Below are 15414 nucleotides of genomic sequence, written 5' to 3' on the forward strand. Positions count from 1 at the left end.
TGTTTTATTTTTTTATGTGTTTATTCTTTGGTCAGTAAATCCAGATTATCCAGATATTCACTTTCGAATGCAAGCTTTTTTTCTGCATCATTTGTATATTTCTTAACCAGAGCACTGGATTTGATTACCGGCTGCAATGTTCCGGCACCGGCTACACAGCCACCCGGACATGCCATACCCTCCAGCAGATAGCCGTTTCTTTTTCCAGCCTTTGCCATCATCAGCATGGTGCGGCAGTTTTTCAGACCTTCAGCGGAATCGATCAGAACCTCCTTGTCCGGATGCTCCTTCTGAATACACTGCTTCACCGCATTGGCAACGCCTCCGCTGACTGCAAAGCCACGACCATTGGCAGTGCCTTCCTCAAATGGAGCGTCTGCCTCGACCTGCGGCAGGTTGATTCCCTTTGCTTCAAACATCCCCATTACCTCTTCAAAGGTCAAGACAAAATCCACATCACTTCTCACACTTTTCCGGCTGGCTTCCAGCTTCTTTGCGGCGCAAGGTCCGATGAAGACAACCTTTGCGTCCGGCTTCTGCTTTTTGATCAGCCGTCCGGTCAGTACCATCGGAGTCAAAGCCATGGAAATATACGGCTTGAAGTCCGGGAACAGCTTTTTCGCCATAACAGACCATGCAGGACAGCAGGAGGTCGCCATGAACGGCTGCTCAGCCGGTACCTTGCTCAGGAAATCCTCAGCTTCCTCCACTGTACAAAGGTCAGCACCGATTGCAACTTCAACAACATCCGCAAAGCCAAGCTCCTTTAATGCTCCTTTTACCTTTTCCGGGGTGACAGTCGGTCCAAATTGGCCGACAAAGGCAGGGGCAATCGCGGCAATCACCTCCTTACCGGACTTCATCGCATGAATGGTTTGGAAAATCTGTCCCTTATCGACAATGGCACCGAATGGACAATTCACCAGACACATACCGCAGGATACACACTTATCATAGTCGATTTCCGCCCGACCCAGCTCATCGGAGGTAATGGCATCCATACCGCAGCTTCTTGCACAAGGACGCTCCAGCTTATTGATTGCACCATATGGACACACATCCATACAGCGTCCGCATTTGATGCATTTTTCCTGATCGATGTAGGATTTTCCGTTCACCATAGAGATCGCATCCTTTGGACATACCTCCTTGCATGGATGTGCCAGACAGCCCTGACACGTATCGGTTACCACAACCGTCTTTTCCGGACATGCATTGCAGGCAAACTTGATAACGTTTACCAGTGGGTCATCGTAATATTTTTCGGCGATGGCACTCTCTTCAATACCATCACTCAAGGAAGAATGCTCATCCATTCTTCTTACAGGAAGACCGATTCCAAGACGCAGGCGCTCACCAACAATGGCACGCTCCAGAAAAATAGAATCACGGTAAGTAGCACGTTCTCCCGGGATAATTTTAAATGGCAGCTTTTCAATACTGCTTGCATAATCTCCGCCTTCATAGGCAAGGCGGGCGATTTCTGTAAAGACATTTCTTCTTATATCAGTTACTGAATTGTAAATACCTCTCATAACGTTTCACCTCGATTCCATTATACTGTATTTATTTCTATTTGTAAGCAGGAAATGTAAATTTGTGAAATTTTTCGTTACCTCTATAATCAATCGCTTTTTCAGTGAATGACAGCGAGAAGCTATGAGACAAAGGAAATGAATAAGACACATGGTAGACAAAAATTCCAAGCAGCAGGAACGAAAGCATCGTGTTCCAGCAGGGTGGCCTGCGGTATGTATCCCTTATAAATACTTATAGAGGAAAAAATTTGATATGCTTTATGCATACGATACTGCGGCAATGCATATCGCGGTGTATGTTTCGATTTGAATGGAAATCCGGTGATGAAAAGCAGCAGAGGTTTTTCAGCCGTAAGGTACACAAGCAGACAGAATTCTGCTATAATTTCAGAAACAAAGGAAACAGGTGATGGTATGGAAATCGAAGGATTGGTAAAGAAACAGCGTGCATATTTTCGCACGCAGGCAACAAAGGATTTGGAAATACGCCGAAATGCATTGAAGAAGCTGCGTTCAGCAATTCGCGACATGGAAGCGGAAATTCATGCGGCTCTGCGCGCAGACCTCAATAAATCCGATATGGAAGCGTATATGAGCGAAACCGGTATGGTGCTGAGTGAGCTGACCTATCAGCTTCGCCATATGGAGCAGTGGGCAAAGCCAAAGCGCGTACATACACCACTTGCACAGTTTTCAGCAAAAAGCTGGACGCAGTTTGAGCCTTATGGGGTAGTTCTGGTAATAGCGCCGTGGAATTATCCGTTCCAGCTTTCACTGGAGCCGGCGATTGGCGCGATAGCGGCAGGGAATACGGTCATCATCAAGCCGAGTGCCTATGCGAGCGCAACCTCTGCCATCATCGCAAAGCTGATTCGCCGTTGCTTTCCCAGTGAATATGTGGCAGTGGTTGAGGGAGGCCGCCGTGAAAATACAGAGCTGCTGGAGCAGCGCTTTGATTATATCTTTTTTACCGGCGGAGTAGAGGTCGGCCGTCTGGTCATGGAAAAGGCCAGCAGATATCTGACACCGATCACGCTGGAGCTTGGCGGTAAAAGTCCATGCATTGTAGATAGGAGCGCAAATTTGAAGCTGGCTGCCCGCCGTATTGCGTTTGGGAAGTTCCTGAATGCGGGACAGACCTGTGTTGCCCCGGATTATGTATATGTAGAGGCATCGGTGAAAAATGAGTTTCTGGCTTATCTGCAGGACAGTCTGCATACCTTTTTTCAGGGAAGTGCCATGGATTGTGCAACCTATCCGAAAATCATAAATAAAAAGCATTTTGCCCGCCTTTGTGCACTCATGCAGGAGGGAAGCATCTGTATGGGCGGAGCCATCCGTGAAGAAACGTGTCAAATCGAGCCAACGGTAATTGAGAATATCTCATGGGACAATGCCATCATGCAGGAGGAAATTTTTGGTCCGCTGCTTCCGATACTGACCTTTACGGATCTGGATGAGGTTGTACAGACACTTCTGGATAAGGAAAAACCTCTGGCATTGTATCTGTTCAGCGAGCAGAAGCAGAATCAGCACAGGGTGTTGTCAGCTCTTAGCTATGGGGGCGGCTGCATCAACGATACGATTATTCATCTGGCAACGAGTGCGATGGGCTTTGGCGGTGTTGGTCAAAGCGGGATGGGAAGCTATCACGGCTATGACAGCTTTCAAACCTTCTCTCACCGCAAGAGTATCGTAAAAAAAGCGAACTGGATCGATCTGCCTTTTCGCTATCACCCCTATACAACATGCAAGCAGCGCCTGGTGCGTCTGTTTCTGAAGTAGGTGTTTATGCGTCAGAGAAAGCTAACGGTCATTCTGCTTTGCATCCTGCTATTGCTGTATGCGGGAAATGCGCTTGTGCAGGCGTTTAACCGCGAGGACGGCATACCGATTATCGGCTATCACCATGTTGTTCCGGATGCTGATAAACAGGCCTTCTTCCCGAACAACATGTGGGTGATCTCCCTCTCTGATTTTGAACGGCAGATGCAGCTGTTAAAGGAAGAGGGCTACCACAGTGTGACACTGGAGGATGTATATGCCTGGAAGATGGGGAAGAAAGATTTGGATGAGAAAAGTATTGCCATCACCTTTGATGACGGATTTTATTCAACGACGAAATTTGCACAGCCGGTATTGAAGCGCTATGGCTTTACCGGCTCGGTATTCGTGATTGGCTCGGTTATTGATGAACAGCACGGTCCCTATGATCCTAAGCTTCGCCAGCATGCTTCCCATGCGGATATGCAGGATGAACGTGTGCTGCAGTATTTCTCACATTCCTATGATCTTCATCATAAGAATGCGGATGGCTTTCGCATCGATCAGCTGAACGATGAACAGCTGCAAAGGGATACGGAGCAGGCCGCAAAGCAGGGCTCTATCACCTATTACGCATATCCGTATGGGAAATATAATAAAAGAATACAGAAAATTCTGAATGATAACGGCACGCGCCTTGCCTTTGGATACAATGAGAACCGCAAAGCAAAACGCAGTGATGATTCCTATGCACTGCCGCGGTTTAATGTAAACGCCTATACCAGACTGGATGTATTCCGCGCCATGCTGGAAAGCAGGTAAGAAAAAAACACAGATTTTCCCTCCACCATTGTGATACGCCTATGTTGGGCATCGGACATTTGCATATAGTGGATTGAGATGGATGAAATCTCATATAAAGGAGGAAATCTTACATGTATAACTCAAGATGCAATTGTTCTTCCAACAGCGGACGCGGGTCTTCCTGCGCACGCAATGGAGAAAGAATTCTGGTAAACCAGTCCGGCTGCAATACGGAAAGCCGTTCCCGCTGTTCCTGTGTCAACACCTACCGTCCGGGCTGCGGTGGTAATCATGGCAGCTGCGGCTGTCATCACCATGACAATGACTGCGGTTGTGGAAGCAATGGAAACTCTCATGGCTGTGGCTGCGGCAATCACCGTCCGTGTCCGCCAAGACCATGTCCACCAAGACCATGCCCGCCAAAACCGTGTCCGCCAAAACCATGTCCACCGAGACCATGCCCGCCAAGACCGTGTCCGCCACGCCCTAGCTGTGAGGACCGCTGCCGTGAGCAGTATCGCCGCTGCATGAGAAACTGCCGACTGCGTGATGATGATCTGCGTGAGGATTATGCGGAAGCATTCGACTATGATGAAACAGATAGAAAATACGAAGAGTACGAAGAATACGAAGATTAACAGCTGATTCCTTTTTCAGGCGATTCATATAACAAACGGACTCCTGCATGTATTGCAGGGGTCTTTACTATTGTGGGAATTTGCATATTTGGCGAATTAGAATTATTTACAGTTATATGTGTATAAATCGTCATGTTAGAGAGAAAGAAAAGCAGAAAGAAAACACAAAAGATCTGCAGGGGATATTAAGATATCGATGAAGAAATTGATATATTCAAAATAAAAACAGTCAGCATAGTGAGATATACCAATGATATGCCCATTTGCAAAAACGTCGTTCTTTATTTTTCAATGCAGTTTAAACAGGATAGTATGCTTCGGCTTAACTGGGAATGTAGCAAGGTTGTGTAAACAAGCTGAAATGAATCTGCTTTAAGCCAAAAAATACCTGCCCTTTCTATATGAAGATTTATACAGAGGTATTGCGTAAAAGCGTTAAATATACTATAATTGCGTTATATCGCATTTAGAAAGATACCTAGGCAATATCAAAGCGATAGAAATAGAAGTGGAGTCTTTTATAGAATTCACTTCTTTTTGTATTCACTATTCTTAAAATAGCAGTTCCATCATATATTCCGAAAGGATATAAGTATTGAGTAAGCTCGATTATGTCAATAAGTGGTAAATAGGTGACTGCTTTTATTTTTTACTCATGAAGAAATCCAGCTTGCAACCCGGGAGTTTATTCATTCATGACAATTTCATTTCACTGTGTTAGAATGAAGCTAGTCATAGGAGGAATGAATTATGGATAGAGCAGTAACCACCTTGTTTATGCTGATGTCAGTAGATGGGAAAATCAGTACCGGGTCATCGGATGAATTGGATGTAGATAAAGACTTTCCTAATATAACCGGCGTTAAGGAGGGACTTCATCAATATTATGAATTTGAACAAATGAGTGATCTATGGTCCTTTAATACCGGTCGAGTTCAGCAGAAAATGGGAGTAAATGAAGAGGATTTCCCGGCAAAATCGCCTGTATCCTTTGTGTTGCTGGATAATCATCATCTAACGGAGCACGGCATTCGGTATTTCTGTCAGTTGTCCAAGGAATTTGTGTTGATTACACAAAACCCCGCACATCCGGCATTTTTAGTAAAGGAAGATAATTTACACATCATCATGCAGGATACATTGGATCTGGCAGGCGCTTTGGAAATTTTAAAAGAGGATTATGGATGCAGTCGATTAACGGTACAGTCAGGAGGTACCTTGAACGGACTTTTTTTGAGGAAGAAATTGCTGGACTATATAGATATTGTTGTTGCCCCGATATTGATTGGCGGAAAAGATACTGCAACACTGATTGACGGAGCTTCCATCACATCTGTAGATGATTTGCATGCATTGGGAGTACTGAAGCTGGAAGCGTGTGATGTACTGAAAAATTCGTATATTCGCCTAAGATATAAAGTGATCAATTGAAAAGCTGGTCGGTTTAAAATGTCAGTATTTTAGTATATAGGCGCTAAGGCGATAAGACGGCACACTTTCTTTTATGGATACTGTAACAGCATATGCAATAGGAGGGCTGTTTCACTTGGCTGTATTGGTTAGGCAGTGCTTGTTGTTGATGGTACTTTGACAGCATAAAATATTTTAGAATTACGGAGGATAACAAAATGAAAATCATGGAAGCAATAGATAGAAATCCAACACTGACAGGGCAGCTGCTAGAGGTGTGGGAAAGCTCTGTAAAAGCAACCCATCTCTTCCTGTCAGAGGAAGAAATAGAAAATATTAAGAACTATGTGCCACAGGCAATACAGGAAATACCGTATTTGATTATCGCGGTAAATGAACATCAGGTTCCTGTAGGATTCATGGGAATTGCAGAGCAGCATCTTGAAATGCTCTTCATTTCTGACGAAGAAAGAGGAAAAGGCTTGGGCAGAGAATTGCTTACATTCGGAATAGAAAAATATTCAGTGAATGATCTGGCAGTAAATGAACAAAATCCTCTAGCAAAAGGGTTTTATGAATACATGGGATTTAAAGTGTATAAAAGGACAGAGTGTGATGAACAAGGCAATCCATACCCACTTTTATATATGAAATTGAATTGATCTGTCCGAATACACAAACGAAGCTGCTAGAATATTCACAGGGTATGGAAAGGCTGTATGTATGGGTCTGAGCCTGCTGATCAAAGATATGGTTCATTCTTACATATAATAGAAAAGGCAACAGAAGAAGATTATGTGCAATCAAGCTTTTGTAGATACCATTGGACATCTGAATTTTCTGAAACAGGCTTGTAATATGAATGTTTATCAAAGGTAGGTGTACAGTTCTCACTGGAGAATCCATTACCTACCCATTTGTTGGAATCAGGACTACAAGGGACTCATAGATAAGCATGAATAGATTACTATAAGCAGAATATGCGCAGGAGGATGATGGTGAAAAACAGGAAAAACAGAAAATCCAGTTCTAATGATAAAATCGCATGGGGCCTGATTTTGGGATTTATGGGCGGACTATTATTGGATAATATAGCTCTTGGTTTCGTGGTTGGGTTGCTGATTGGCAGCTTGCCTGAATGTATAGAGAAGGGAAAGAAATAAATTAGAATAAAGGAGGATAACATGGATGAATTTACGATCAATGAAATGAAAGAAATGCAGCTGATTTTGCAAGAAAAATATAAAGATAAATGGGAAGGTATTTCTGTTCTAGCAGGCAGGAACAAGCTGCTTTGGATGATTGGAGAAATAGGCGAAGTAATAGACATCGTAAAAAAGCATGGGGATTTTGAAGCGGCTCATCAGGAAGATATAAGAAAAGATCTAATTGAAGAATTAGCTGATGTTCTAATGTATTATAACGATATTTTGTTGTGCTATGATATATCTTCCGAAGAATTAAAGACAGCATATAAAGAAAAATTCGAAAGAAACATGAAACGCTGGTAAAGGTATGTACTGCACGGCCTCTATACAAGTGCTGTGATAAAGCTAAACAGGAGGAGCAATTTGAAAACACGTATGGAATACACCTGTCCTCTGGAGCTGACGCATGATGTTACAAAAGGTAAATGGAAATCGATTATCCTGTGGCAGCTTGGAAAAGGGCGTCGCTCATTATCTTCCTTGAAAAAAGAAATACTGGGCATCACACAGAAAATGCTGATGGAACAGCTGAAGGAGCTTTTGGAATACGGTATGGTTGAAAAGCATACGTATGCCGGTTATCCGCTGCATGTTGAATATTATCTTACCAAGCGCGGAGAGCATATGCTGGAGGCGATTGCAATCATGCAGGAAATCGGAGTGGAAATGATGCTGGAGGATAACCGTGAGGAATTTTTGAAGGAAAAGGGACTTATATAGTCACAAAAAAGTGGGTAATGTACAAATGCTGCCAATCAGACTACAATGGAGGAAAGGTTGGTGAGTGATATGATGAAAGATTGTGAAGCAACGATTGGCAGGCTGATAGATAAACAGACAACAGCATTTATCAGCTCCGTGGATCCGGACGGCTTTCCAAACACGAAGGCAATGCTTTCTCCGAGAAAGAGGATCGGTATTCAAACATTTTATTTTACGACAAACACATCCTCCATGCGGTCAGCACAGTATCGAGAAAACCCGAAGGCATGTATTTATTTCTGTGATAAACGCTATTTTCGAGGTGTTATGCTGATAGGAACTGCAGAAATTCTGGAGGATACTAAAAGCAGGGAAATGATATGGAGAGAAGGGGATACCATGTATTATCCTGAGGGAGTAACGGATCCGGATTATTGTGTTTTAAAGATTACTGTAACAAAGGGCAGATATTATTCCAACTTTCATTCGGAAACGTTTGCTGTACCTGCTGTGAAACCGATAACTCCTGAATAATCGATTTCCTGCTGAAATGCAATGGATAAAAGCATATGCCCAGGGAAATGAAATTCATGGTCGGAAAAGCAGAAGGATATTGCAGGCTGTTACCTACATATGCCTTCAAAGAGCAGAAGCTTCTGTTTCTTCAGCATCAGTAAATGTAATTGCTTTATGTGGATATATTGATTAGGAGGTGGGCTGCCTGCTGGAAACCGGACAAGCGAAATAAAAGGAAAAACCATGTAATGCGTTCGGATTTTATGTATGTCTTTCACAGGAATCGGATATCCGCAGACAATTATGGAAAGGGCTTTGTGCAGATTAGACTGTACATTCCCTTTTTTGTTAAGTATAATCTACATAACAGGCTTTATTGACACAATCTTTTGAGGCTAGTGGATCTAAATGATGAGTCTTGATATTCATATGAGAAATCGTATTCGGTCTAGCCTCTCCCTGAGGTTAATGGATCTTAATTCAAGGTCGGTACATCTAAATATGAATACAAAGCTTTGTGTTTGCAGTAGCTTTACATAGAATCACCATCTTTGTACCACCCTGATCCGTGGGATGACCAGCTACATCTATTTTATATCCATAACAAAAAGTCATGGATGAGTTACACAAAGAGCTGTTAAAGGTTGCAGGAAGTTCTGGAAAGCTTTTGCTTCAGCTGAAAAAACGGTATAGAACGATATGCGTTGAATATAACTCAGCGTAAACTTGTGAAAGTGATTGTTCTTCATGGAAGGGGAAATGGACATGGAGCAGAATTCAAAAGACAGTATAGAGAAAACAAAACAAGGATTCGAAGAAAGCTTCAAAAAAGCAGCATATTATGATATGCAAACACAGGACGCATCACACCTAGAAGCAATCCTGAGTTTTCTACCGATACGTCCGGGCATGAAAATATTGGATCTGGGAACAGGAACAGGTTATCTTTCCTTTGCAATTGCGAAGCGATATCCGGACTGTGAAATATATGGGCTGGATATCGTTGCGGAAACATTATGCAGGAATCGTGATAAAGCAAATGCTTTACATAGGAGGAATCTGCATTTTATATGCTATGAAGGTATAGACTTTCCATTCGAAGCTGTAACCTTTGATATGGTCATAACCCGCTATGCTCTGCATCATTTTCCCGCAATTACGCAAACATTTCAGGAAGTATATCGTGTATTGCGGCAAAAAGGCTGTTTCTTTCTCTGTGATCCAGCACCCAATGAAGATGATGAAAAACGATTTGTCGATGCTTATATGCAGATGAAAAAGGATGGACATATCAAATTTTATACGCTGGATGAATGGCGGCAGCTTGCAGAGACTGCCGGTTTTACATACCATGATTCTTTTGAAACACAGATCAGATTTCCCAGAAAAATGGATGCTGCGTTCGGATTTGAATGCATTATGAAATCCTTTGCTGAAAAGACGGTCAGCGGATATGATATTGAAATACTGCAGGATGAAATCTGGATTACAGAAAAGGTTCAGAATGTGATGTTTTTGAAATAGTGCGCATGCAAAACGCAAGGCGCATTGTATAGCAGGCAGTAGGGAAGATCATAAACAGGAGGCGATAACGATGGCAACTGAAAATAACATAGATTATGATGGAAAAAGCTTCATTCCAAAGCTTAACAGTGTGAATGGTGAGGTCAGTGAGCAGACTGTATTTCATTACCATCAAAAGGATACTGTCATATGGGCAGAATATGCAGGCGGAGATATCATGAAGGGATTTCTGATTGGAACTGTGGATGAAGCAGGAATGCTGGACTTTACCTATCAGCACCTGAATATAAAGAAAGAAATCAAAATCGGGAAGTGCCACAGCATACCAGTTGTTCTAAAGGATAACTGCATAGAATTACATGAGCAGTGGCAGTGGCTCAATGGTGACCACAGTAAGGGAACCTCCATTCTCATAGAAATATAAGAAGCATATGGATAACAGGACGAAAAGGAGAAGGTGAATTATGAATTACGAAAATACGGAGGGCTGCAGAATCATTCAGGCAGGATTCCAAGAACAGACATTGCAGGTGGTACGTACGATCACCAGAGAAACGATACAGGAAATCTATCCTCACTATTATCCGAAGGGCGCAGTAGATTTTTTTCTCTCACACCATAATGACACAGGAATTCGTCAGGATTTGAAAGCCGGCAGTGTTTAACTTTTATTGAATGAGAAGCAGCTTGCCGTCGGTACTGTCACGCTGAAAAATCATGAGATATGCAGGCTGTTTGTTCTGCCGGCACACCAGAAAAAGGGATATGGCCGCAGGCTAATGGATTTTGCAGAGCAGAAAATATTCGAATGTACAGATATCTGTAGATTCGATGCATCACTTCCGGCAAAGGCAATCTATATCAAACGCGGCTACAGGGAAAGTGCATATCATATCATACCGACAGAAAACGGTGATTTCCTATGCTATGATGTGATGCAGAAAACAAAGAATACAGATAAATAAACAGGTGTCGATCGGCATCCTCCACACGATCGTACAGCATGTCATGCAGAAAGCGAATGTGTGGATATACAATTCTGGAATGTATGCAGAACAGATGTGCTGGCACTGGTACATATGGGGAATGCGACTCCATATAGATGCGGCCGTTTAAAAGAAGAACCGCAAAATGCATAAAACTGTCTCTTATACAAAACCCCTTTGATTCATATTACAGAACAACTCTGATTTCGTATATTCGTAGAAAGGATACATAAAACAGATACAAAACAGAGAACATATGCAAATGTTAAAAATCTTTGACAGACTTCCAAACAGTTTTGCTGGAGTAGAAGAAGCCCATATCGTATAAACATTCATGAAAGGAGTCAACATGGAATTAGGAACCGGTTGTTCATATGCTGCAAAGAAAGATTGTGCGCAGCTTGAATGCGGCAATGCTTTCTCGCGTACAGGCCTCGGCTTGGAAATCGCACGGAGTCTACTGGAGCGTATGCATGGCAGCATCTCTGCAGAGTATGCGCAAAATAGGCTGTGCATCTGTATACGGCTGCCAAATACTGCAGAGAAAACACATACCGTGTGAAAGTTTAGCAACAGGGGAAAGCACATGCCGCGGATTCCAAAAAACGGTGCTGTAAGACCTGATAAAGACAACGCGTATGGCAGTAAGGCTTACCGTCAAACAGATAGTGACTGTCATCATGACTCACAGCTGCATGACGACAGCAGAAGCTGGAATGGTGGAAAGGTCTGTGCTTAACAGATTTTGAATGCAGCATATTTACAGCGGGGCTTCTCTCATCCGCCATGCGTCCAAGCGTTAAAGCCTGTAGCATACGAAATATAACAGGAAAAGGTGGTAATGCGGCGTATTTGCTGTACATTACCTCTTTTGTTTACTATAATTTAGATTAAGGTAGGAATAAACGAGAGCGGTGGATATCATTCCGGCAAATGGTGGAAAAGGACTCGGTGTCAAAAAGGTTCTGGACTATGTTCCGTTCACCAAAGAGGAAGCCATCGCCTTTGGAGATAGTATCAATGACATTGAAATGCTGCAGGCAGTTGGAACCGGCATCGCCATGGACAATGCCAGTCAGGATGTAAAGGCCGTGGCGGATGTAATCTGCGGCAGTGTCAGGGAGGAAGAAATTTACCGGTATTGTAAGGAAAATCACCTGATCTGACAGGCCATCTGCATGATGATTGATTGAATATCAAGGAAAAAAGGAAGTGAAGCTTATGGATGCTTATATACGTGTAGGAATCGGTGTTTTGATTCTTCAAAACGGAAGGCTGCTACTGGGACACCGCGTATGCAGTGCAGCGGATACCGGTGGGATTTATGAACCGGATTCCTGGTGTCTTCCGGGTGGAAAGCAGGAGTATGGGGAGACGATTTTAGAGGGTGCCGTAAGGGAAACAAAAGAGGAAACCAATCTGGATATCAATGACTTACAGGTGTATAGTGCCGTTGATGATCTGCAGCCGGGTAAGCATTATGTCACCATTCAGGTGATAGCCCGTGCCTGCAGCGGGACGCTTTGTGTTATGGAGCCGGAAAAGCAGGATGAATGGAAATGGTTTCCAGTCGATCAGCTTCCAAAGAACATATACACGCCTTCAAAAAAATTCATTGATGCTTATTTGAGGACACAGAAACAAGACTATTTACAAGAGGTTCGCAGGAAGGAGACCCTATGAAACAATATGAATATGGTAATGTTGCTTACATAATGAAGGATGTGGTTTTGGCAGTCACGATGGAGCATCGCGATATCATAAATGACTATGCCGTAAAGGGTTACCGGTATGCTGGAATGATACCGACAGAAATCAGTGCAAACGGCTGTATCCGCAGAATGGATCTGATATTTGAAAAGGATGGGATCTTATGAGTGTATACTTTTCGATATGCGTCAGTTTATCCGTAGGTCTGATCCTAGGTGCCGTGGGCGGCGGTGTAAAAAAGAAGCTGATAAAAAAGGACTATACGCAGAAACAAATCGCAAGAAATATCAAATTCATCAGTAAAGCGGCAGGTCTGCTCAAGTATGTCACCTGCCTTGTTCTTTTGCTGGGGCTGCTCTGGTGCAGCTATTATCTCATACTTGGCATTATGGAGCCAAAGATGGCAGAATATGCAAACAACATGTCGGAGTTGATTGTTGCTGTTCTGAGCGTTATTTCCATCATGTTTGCCTTTGTGGAATTTATCAGAAGAAAAGAGTGAGGGTGTTACTGACAGCCTGTAAAGAAAGGAAGAAGATGTGTGCAGCTACTGTGGGGGCAGGGATGCATATCGGAAGGTAAGGTTTATGATAAAGCAGATTAGAATGCTTCTGGTTGCTCTGTCGGTCATATTTTTTATGACGGCATGTAAGGATACTGCCGGATATACTGCAGTACAAAGCATGTGGCATAAGGATATGCTGCTCTCTTTGAAGCAGGCATTGCTTGAAAAGGCGATAGCTTCGTATTACGGGGGAGATGGTACGGCAGCGGCTATGGCATTTATGAAGCATAAGAGTGTGCAGCGATTCATGGCGATGTGGGTTCACGAAGAAACAAAGGATATCGATCAGCCGATTTGGAATTATGACAGCTTTGCCAGAGTTTCTATACGCAATCATGAGCTGAAGGAGTTGTACACAGATAAGCAATTCTACTCCTGTACATTTACGGATGGACACGGCCGCTGGGGGTACTGTATTTTCCAGTATGACGAAAAGGAATCCGCAGTATCAAACTGGGAGGTGAAGGAAACCACACCGTATCAATATGATTTGCGGGTGAATATGAAAGAGATTGTTGATCGTATTATGAAAACCGACTTGGACATCCTCACCACTTCCGCATCAAGTGTTTATTTATATGATGAAGAAAAGAAACAGGCGGAGCAGGTTATCTTGTTTCATGATGAAAATGCTGCCTATATCTGTTATTATGGGGATGCTGTCCTTCGTATGGAAAAGGTGTAAGGGACAGTAAAGGAATCTCCTATATAGGAATGAAAGCAGCAAGCTTTGATTGAATTTATAAGTGGTCGCTGTGTGCGTTTAAATTCAACAAACTATCATGGAATGATTCATCAAAATATACTGTATAATTGAAAACGCAGCTGCAAAGACAGCTCTTTTTCATGTTTTATTCTTATCTCAAAAACCCACGGTATCCAATTTGGTTCTTTCTCGATTGTAGGGAAACTCAAAACAGGGAGACTTCAACACGATTGTATTTATCAATAGAAGTTGAAGTCTTCCTTTTGCAAACACCTTAAAGTAAGAAAGACCCTTCAATATATGCGCAGCTTTCGATATTGAATGCCATTCTGTGTATAGCAAAGCTGCAGCACTGCTATGTTCCGGTTTGAAAAGGACGTTAAGCAAAAAACAAGCATCCGGTTATCATGAGATGCTTTAGAAGCGGGAGTGCGAAAGATTGAAATACGAAGGGTAGGTCTTTTCCTGTTTTGTGTATAATTTCTTTGGTAACGAGTTTCTTTACGGATACTGCAATTTTGCAGAAGTTTGTTATAATGGTTAAAGAATGTTAACGAAAGGAGTCCGTTATGAACAGACATGAAATACAAATAAATCCTTCCTTGTGCATCGGTTGTGGTCAGTGTGCGAAAGACTGCCCCACCAGCAATATACAACTAAAAGATAAAAAGGCAGAGATACTGGAAGCAGAGTGTATCATGTGCGGACACTGTGCTGCAATCTGTCCGAAGAAAGCCGTCACGATCAGCGGCTACAGTGAAGCTGCCGTTGAGCAGGCATCCAGCGTACGCCTTGATCCTCAAAAGGTGCTGGAGGTGATTCGTTTCCGTCGAACCATCCGTCAGTTTCAGGAAACGGAAATCCCTGCCGAAGTGATTTCTCAGATTCTGGAAGCCGGCAGACTGACACATACAGCAGAAAACAAACAGGATGTGACATATATCGTTATCGATAAAGAAAAGGCTTCTTTGGAGCAGCAGGCAGTGAAATTCTTTCGAAGATTGAAGCCGGTTGCAAATCTGTTCAGCTCCATGGCCAGGAGAACCGTCATTGATGATCACTTTTTCTTTTTTCAGGCACCGGTTGCCATCGTTATAGCAGCAAAAGAGGAAATTAACGGGGCACTGGCTGCACAGAATATGGAATTTGTTGCGGAGGCAAACGGCTTAGGGGTACTGTACAGCGGATTCTTCACCATGGTGGTGAACCATTCGCGAAGCTTGCGGGCGGCATTGCACATACCAAAAGGAAAAAAAGCGGTCACAACGCTGGTTCTGGGGTATCCTAAGATACGATATCAGAGAAGTGCACAGCGGGATACAGCCGATATCCGCTATATGTAG

At 43.1% G+C, this 15414-nt stretch carries 22 protein-coding genes; 21 read left to right on the top strand and 1 reads right to left on the bottom strand.

Translation table 11 applies throughout. The annotated features are described in order from the left end of the window. Window positions 1-20: 20 nt before the first annotated feature. The gene (locus tag KSZ58_RS16130) at window positions 21-1535 is read right to left on the bottom strand and encodes a 4Fe-4S dicluster domain-containing protein (RefSeq protein WP_002608396.1); all 1515 of its coding nucleotides are present in this window, start codon (window positions 1533-1535) and stop codon (window positions 21-23) included. 327 nt (window positions 1536-1862) lie between these two features. Between KSZ58_RS16130 and KSZ58_RS16135 the strand changes: the two genes are divergently transcribed. The 21 genes from KSZ58_RS16135 to KSZ58_RS16230 all read left to right on the top strand — a co-directional run bounded on the left by KSZ58_RS16135 (window position 1863) and on the right by KSZ58_RS16230 (window position 15414). Then, entirely contained in the window at window positions 1863-3323 is a 1461-nt protein-coding gene (locus tag KSZ58_RS16135; RefSeq protein ID WP_224727261.1) for an aldehyde dehydrogenase, read from the top strand. A 6-nt stretch (window positions 3324-3329) separates the two neighbouring features. Beyond that, window positions 3330-4124 (top strand): polysaccharide deacetylase family protein, encoded by a 795-nt coding sequence (locus tag KSZ58_RS16140; RefSeq protein ID WP_009269419.1) that lies wholly within the window; start codon window positions 3330-3332, stop codon window positions 4122-4124. Between the two features lie 113 nt (window positions 4125-4237). Continuing rightward, a complete protein-coding gene (locus KSZ58_RS16145) occupies window positions 4238-4744 on the top strand; it encodes a hypothetical protein (RefSeq protein ID WP_044905376.1) in 507 nt (168 codons plus the stop codon). A 750-nt stretch (window positions 4745-5494) separates the two neighbouring features. Then, entirely contained in the window at window positions 5495-6175 is a 681-nt protein-coding gene (locus KSZ58_RS16150) for a dihydrofolate reductase family protein (RefSeq protein WP_008818980.1), read from the top strand. 197 nt (window positions 6176-6372) lie between these two features. Continuing rightward, window positions 6373-6816, top strand: a complete 444-nt coding sequence (locus KSZ58_RS16155; RefSeq protein WP_100933518.1) for a GNAT family N-acetyltransferase — start codon at window positions 6373-6375, stop codon at window positions 6814-6816. Window positions 6817-7146: 330 nt separating this feature from the next. After that, a complete protein-coding gene (locus tag KSZ58_RS16160) occupies window positions 7147-7317 on the top strand; it encodes a hypothetical protein (protein ID WP_154410952.1) in 171 nt (56 codons plus the stop codon). A gap of 21 nt (window positions 7318-7338) precedes the next feature. Further along, window positions 7339-7665 (top strand): MazG nucleotide pyrophosphohydrolase domain-containing protein, encoded by a 327-nt coding sequence (locus KSZ58_RS16165; RefSeq protein WP_002608404.1) that lies wholly within the window; start codon window positions 7339-7341, stop codon window positions 7663-7665. Window positions 7666-7725: 60 nt separating this feature from the next. After that, window positions 7726-8082, top strand: coding sequence for a helix-turn-helix domain-containing protein (locus tag KSZ58_RS16170; RefSeq protein WP_009269415.1), 357 nt, complete (start codon window positions 7726-7728; stop codon window positions 8080-8082). 72 nt (window positions 8083-8154) lie between these two features. Further along, complete coding sequence (locus KSZ58_RS16175; RefSeq protein WP_035303265.1) at window positions 8155-8598, top strand: pyridoxamine 5'-phosphate oxidase family protein; 444 nt, start codon at window positions 8155-8157, stop codon at window positions 8596-8598. Between the two features lie 747 nt (window positions 8599-9345). After that, window positions 9346-10104, top strand: a complete 759-nt coding sequence (locus KSZ58_RS16180; protein ID WP_009269414.1) for a class I SAM-dependent methyltransferase — start codon at window positions 9346-9348, stop codon at window positions 10102-10104. 70 nt (window positions 10105-10174) lie between these two features. Further along, on the top strand, window positions 10175-10528 hold the full coding sequence (locus KSZ58_RS16185; protein ID WP_008818975.1) for a hypothetical protein: 354 nt from the start codon (window positions 10175-10177) through the stop codon (window positions 10526-10528). A gap of 40 nt (window positions 10529-10568) precedes the next feature. Further along, window positions 10569-10769 carry a hypothetical protein gene (locus KSZ58_RS22845; RefSeq protein WP_009269413.1) on the top strand — a complete coding sequence of 67 codons (201 nt, stop codon included), beginning with the start codon at window positions 10569-10571 and terminating at the stop codon, window positions 10767-10769. Window positions 10770-10775: 6 nt separating this feature from the next. Beyond that, window positions 10776-11069: a GNAT family N-acetyltransferase gene (locus KSZ58_RS22850; protein WP_224727262.1), complete on the top strand. Its 294-nt coding sequence runs from the start codon at window positions 10776-10778 to the stop codon at window positions 11067-11069. Window positions 11070-11439: 370 nt separating this feature from the next. Beyond that, window positions 11440-11652 carry an ATP-binding protein gene (locus KSZ58_RS16195; protein WP_002608411.1) on the top strand — a complete coding sequence of 71 codons (213 nt, stop codon included), beginning with the start codon at window positions 11440-11442 and terminating at the stop codon, window positions 11650-11652. A 24-nt stretch (window positions 11653-11676) separates the two neighbouring features. After that, window positions 11677-11829 (top strand): hypothetical protein, encoded by a 153-nt coding sequence (locus KSZ58_RS16200; protein ID WP_154410951.1) that lies wholly within the window; start codon window positions 11677-11679, stop codon window positions 11827-11829. A 175-nt stretch (window positions 11830-12004) separates the two neighbouring features. Then, window positions 12005-12256, top strand: a complete 252-nt coding sequence (locus tag KSZ58_RS16205; protein WP_002608412.1) for an HAD hydrolase family protein — start codon at window positions 12005-12007, stop codon at window positions 12254-12256. Between the two features lie 55 nt (window positions 12257-12311). Continuing rightward, window positions 12312-12773 (top strand): NUDIX hydrolase, encoded by a 462-nt coding sequence (locus KSZ58_RS16210; RefSeq protein ID WP_008818972.1) that lies wholly within the window; start codon window positions 12312-12314, stop codon window positions 12771-12773. Next, a complete protein-coding gene (locus tag KSZ58_RS16215; protein WP_008818971.1) occupies window positions 12770-12967 on the top strand; it encodes a DUF4177 domain-containing protein in 198 nt (65 codons plus the stop codon). Before KSZ58_RS16210 ends, KSZ58_RS16215 begins: the two co-directional genes overlap by 4 nt. Further along, window positions 12964-13302 carry a hypothetical protein gene (locus KSZ58_RS16220; protein WP_002608415.1) on the top strand — a complete coding sequence of 113 codons (339 nt, stop codon included), beginning with the start codon at window positions 12964-12966 and terminating at the stop codon, window positions 13300-13302. Before KSZ58_RS16215 ends, KSZ58_RS16220 begins: the two co-directional genes overlap by 4 nt. An 85-nt stretch (window positions 13303-13387) precedes the next feature. After that, window positions 13388-14050 carry a hypothetical protein gene (locus tag KSZ58_RS16225; RefSeq protein WP_008818970.1) on the top strand — a complete coding sequence of 221 codons (663 nt, stop codon included), beginning with the start codon at window positions 13388-13390 and terminating at the stop codon, window positions 14048-14050. A 590-nt stretch (window positions 14051-14640) separates the two neighbouring features. Then, entirely contained in the window at window positions 14641-15414 is a 774-nt protein-coding gene (locus tag KSZ58_RS16230; protein ID WP_008818969.1) for a nitroreductase family protein, read from the top strand.

The sequence above is a fragment of the Erysipelatoclostridium sp. DFI.2.3 genome, assembly GCF_019132535.1.
Lineage (GTDB): Bacteria > Bacillota_I > Bacilli_A > Erysipelotrichales > Erysipelotrichaceae > Clostridium_AQ > Clostridium_AQ innocuum.

Coding starts and splice junctions, on each gene's coding strand:
- KSZ58_RS16145 (WP_044905376.1), top strand. CDS start 4,238: ATGTATAACTCAAGATGCAATTGTTCTTCCAACAGCGGACGCGGGTCT.
- KSZ58_RS16155 (WP_100933518.1), top strand. CDS start 6,373: ATGAAAATCATGGAAGCAATAGATAGAAATCCAACACTGACAGGGCAG.
- KSZ58_RS16135 (WP_224727261.1), top strand. CDS start 1,863: ATGAAAAGCAGCAGAGGTTTTTCAGCCGTAAGGTACACAAGCAGACAG.
- KSZ58_RS16185 (WP_008818975.1), top strand. CDS start 10,175: ATGGCAACTGAAAATAACATAGATTATGATGGAAAAAGCTTCATTCCA.
- KSZ58_RS16175 (WP_035303265.1), top strand. CDS start 8,155: ATGAAAGATTGTGAAGCAACGATTGGCAGGCTGATAGATAAACAGACA.
- KSZ58_RS16220 (WP_002608415.1), top strand. CDS start 12,964: ATGAGTGTATACTTTTCGATATGCGTCAGTTTATCCGTAGGTCTGATC.
- KSZ58_RS16140 (WP_009269419.1), top strand. CDS start 3,330: ATGCGTCAGAGAAAGCTAACGGTCATTCTGCTTTGCATCCTGCTATTG.
- KSZ58_RS16180 (WP_009269414.1), top strand. CDS start 9,346: ATGGAGCAGAATTCAAAAGACAGTATAGAGAAAACAAAACAAGGATTC.
- KSZ58_RS22845 (WP_009269413.1), top strand. CDS start 10,569: ATGAATTACGAAAATACGGAGGGCTGCAGAATCATTCAGGCAGGATTC.
- KSZ58_RS16165 (WP_002608404.1), top strand. CDS start 7,339: ATGGATGAATTTACGATCAATGAAATGAAAGAAATGCAGCTGATTTTG.
- KSZ58_RS16210 (WP_008818972.1), top strand. CDS start 12,312: ATGGATGCTTATATACGTGTAGGAATCGGTGTTTTGATTCTTCAAAAC.
- KSZ58_RS16150 (WP_008818980.1), top strand. CDS start 5,495: ATGGATAGAGCAGTAACCACCTTGTTTATGCTGATGTCAGTAGATGGG.
- KSZ58_RS16215 (WP_008818971.1), top strand. CDS start 12,770: ATGAAACAATATGAATATGGTAATGTTGCTTACATAATGAAGGATGTG.
- KSZ58_RS16230 (WP_008818969.1), top strand. CDS start 14,641: ATGAACAGACATGAAATACAAATAAATCCTTCCTTGTGCATCGGTTGT.
- KSZ58_RS16130 (WP_002608396.1), bottom strand. CDS start 1,535: ATGAGAGGTATTTACAATTCAGTAACTGATATAAGAAGAAATGTCTTT.
- KSZ58_RS16200 (WP_154410951.1), top strand. CDS start 11,677: ATGCCGCGGATTCCAAAAAACGGTGCTGTAAGACCTGATAAAGACAAC.
- KSZ58_RS16160 (WP_154410952.1), top strand. CDS start 7,147: ATGATGGTGAAAAACAGGAAAAACAGAAAATCCAGTTCTAATGATAAA.
- KSZ58_RS16225 (WP_008818970.1), top strand. CDS start 13,388: ATGATAAAGCAGATTAGAATGCTTCTGGTTGCTCTGTCGGTCATATTT.
- KSZ58_RS16195 (WP_002608411.1), top strand. CDS start 11,440: ATGGAATTAGGAACCGGTTGTTCATATGCTGCAAAGAAAGATTGTGCG.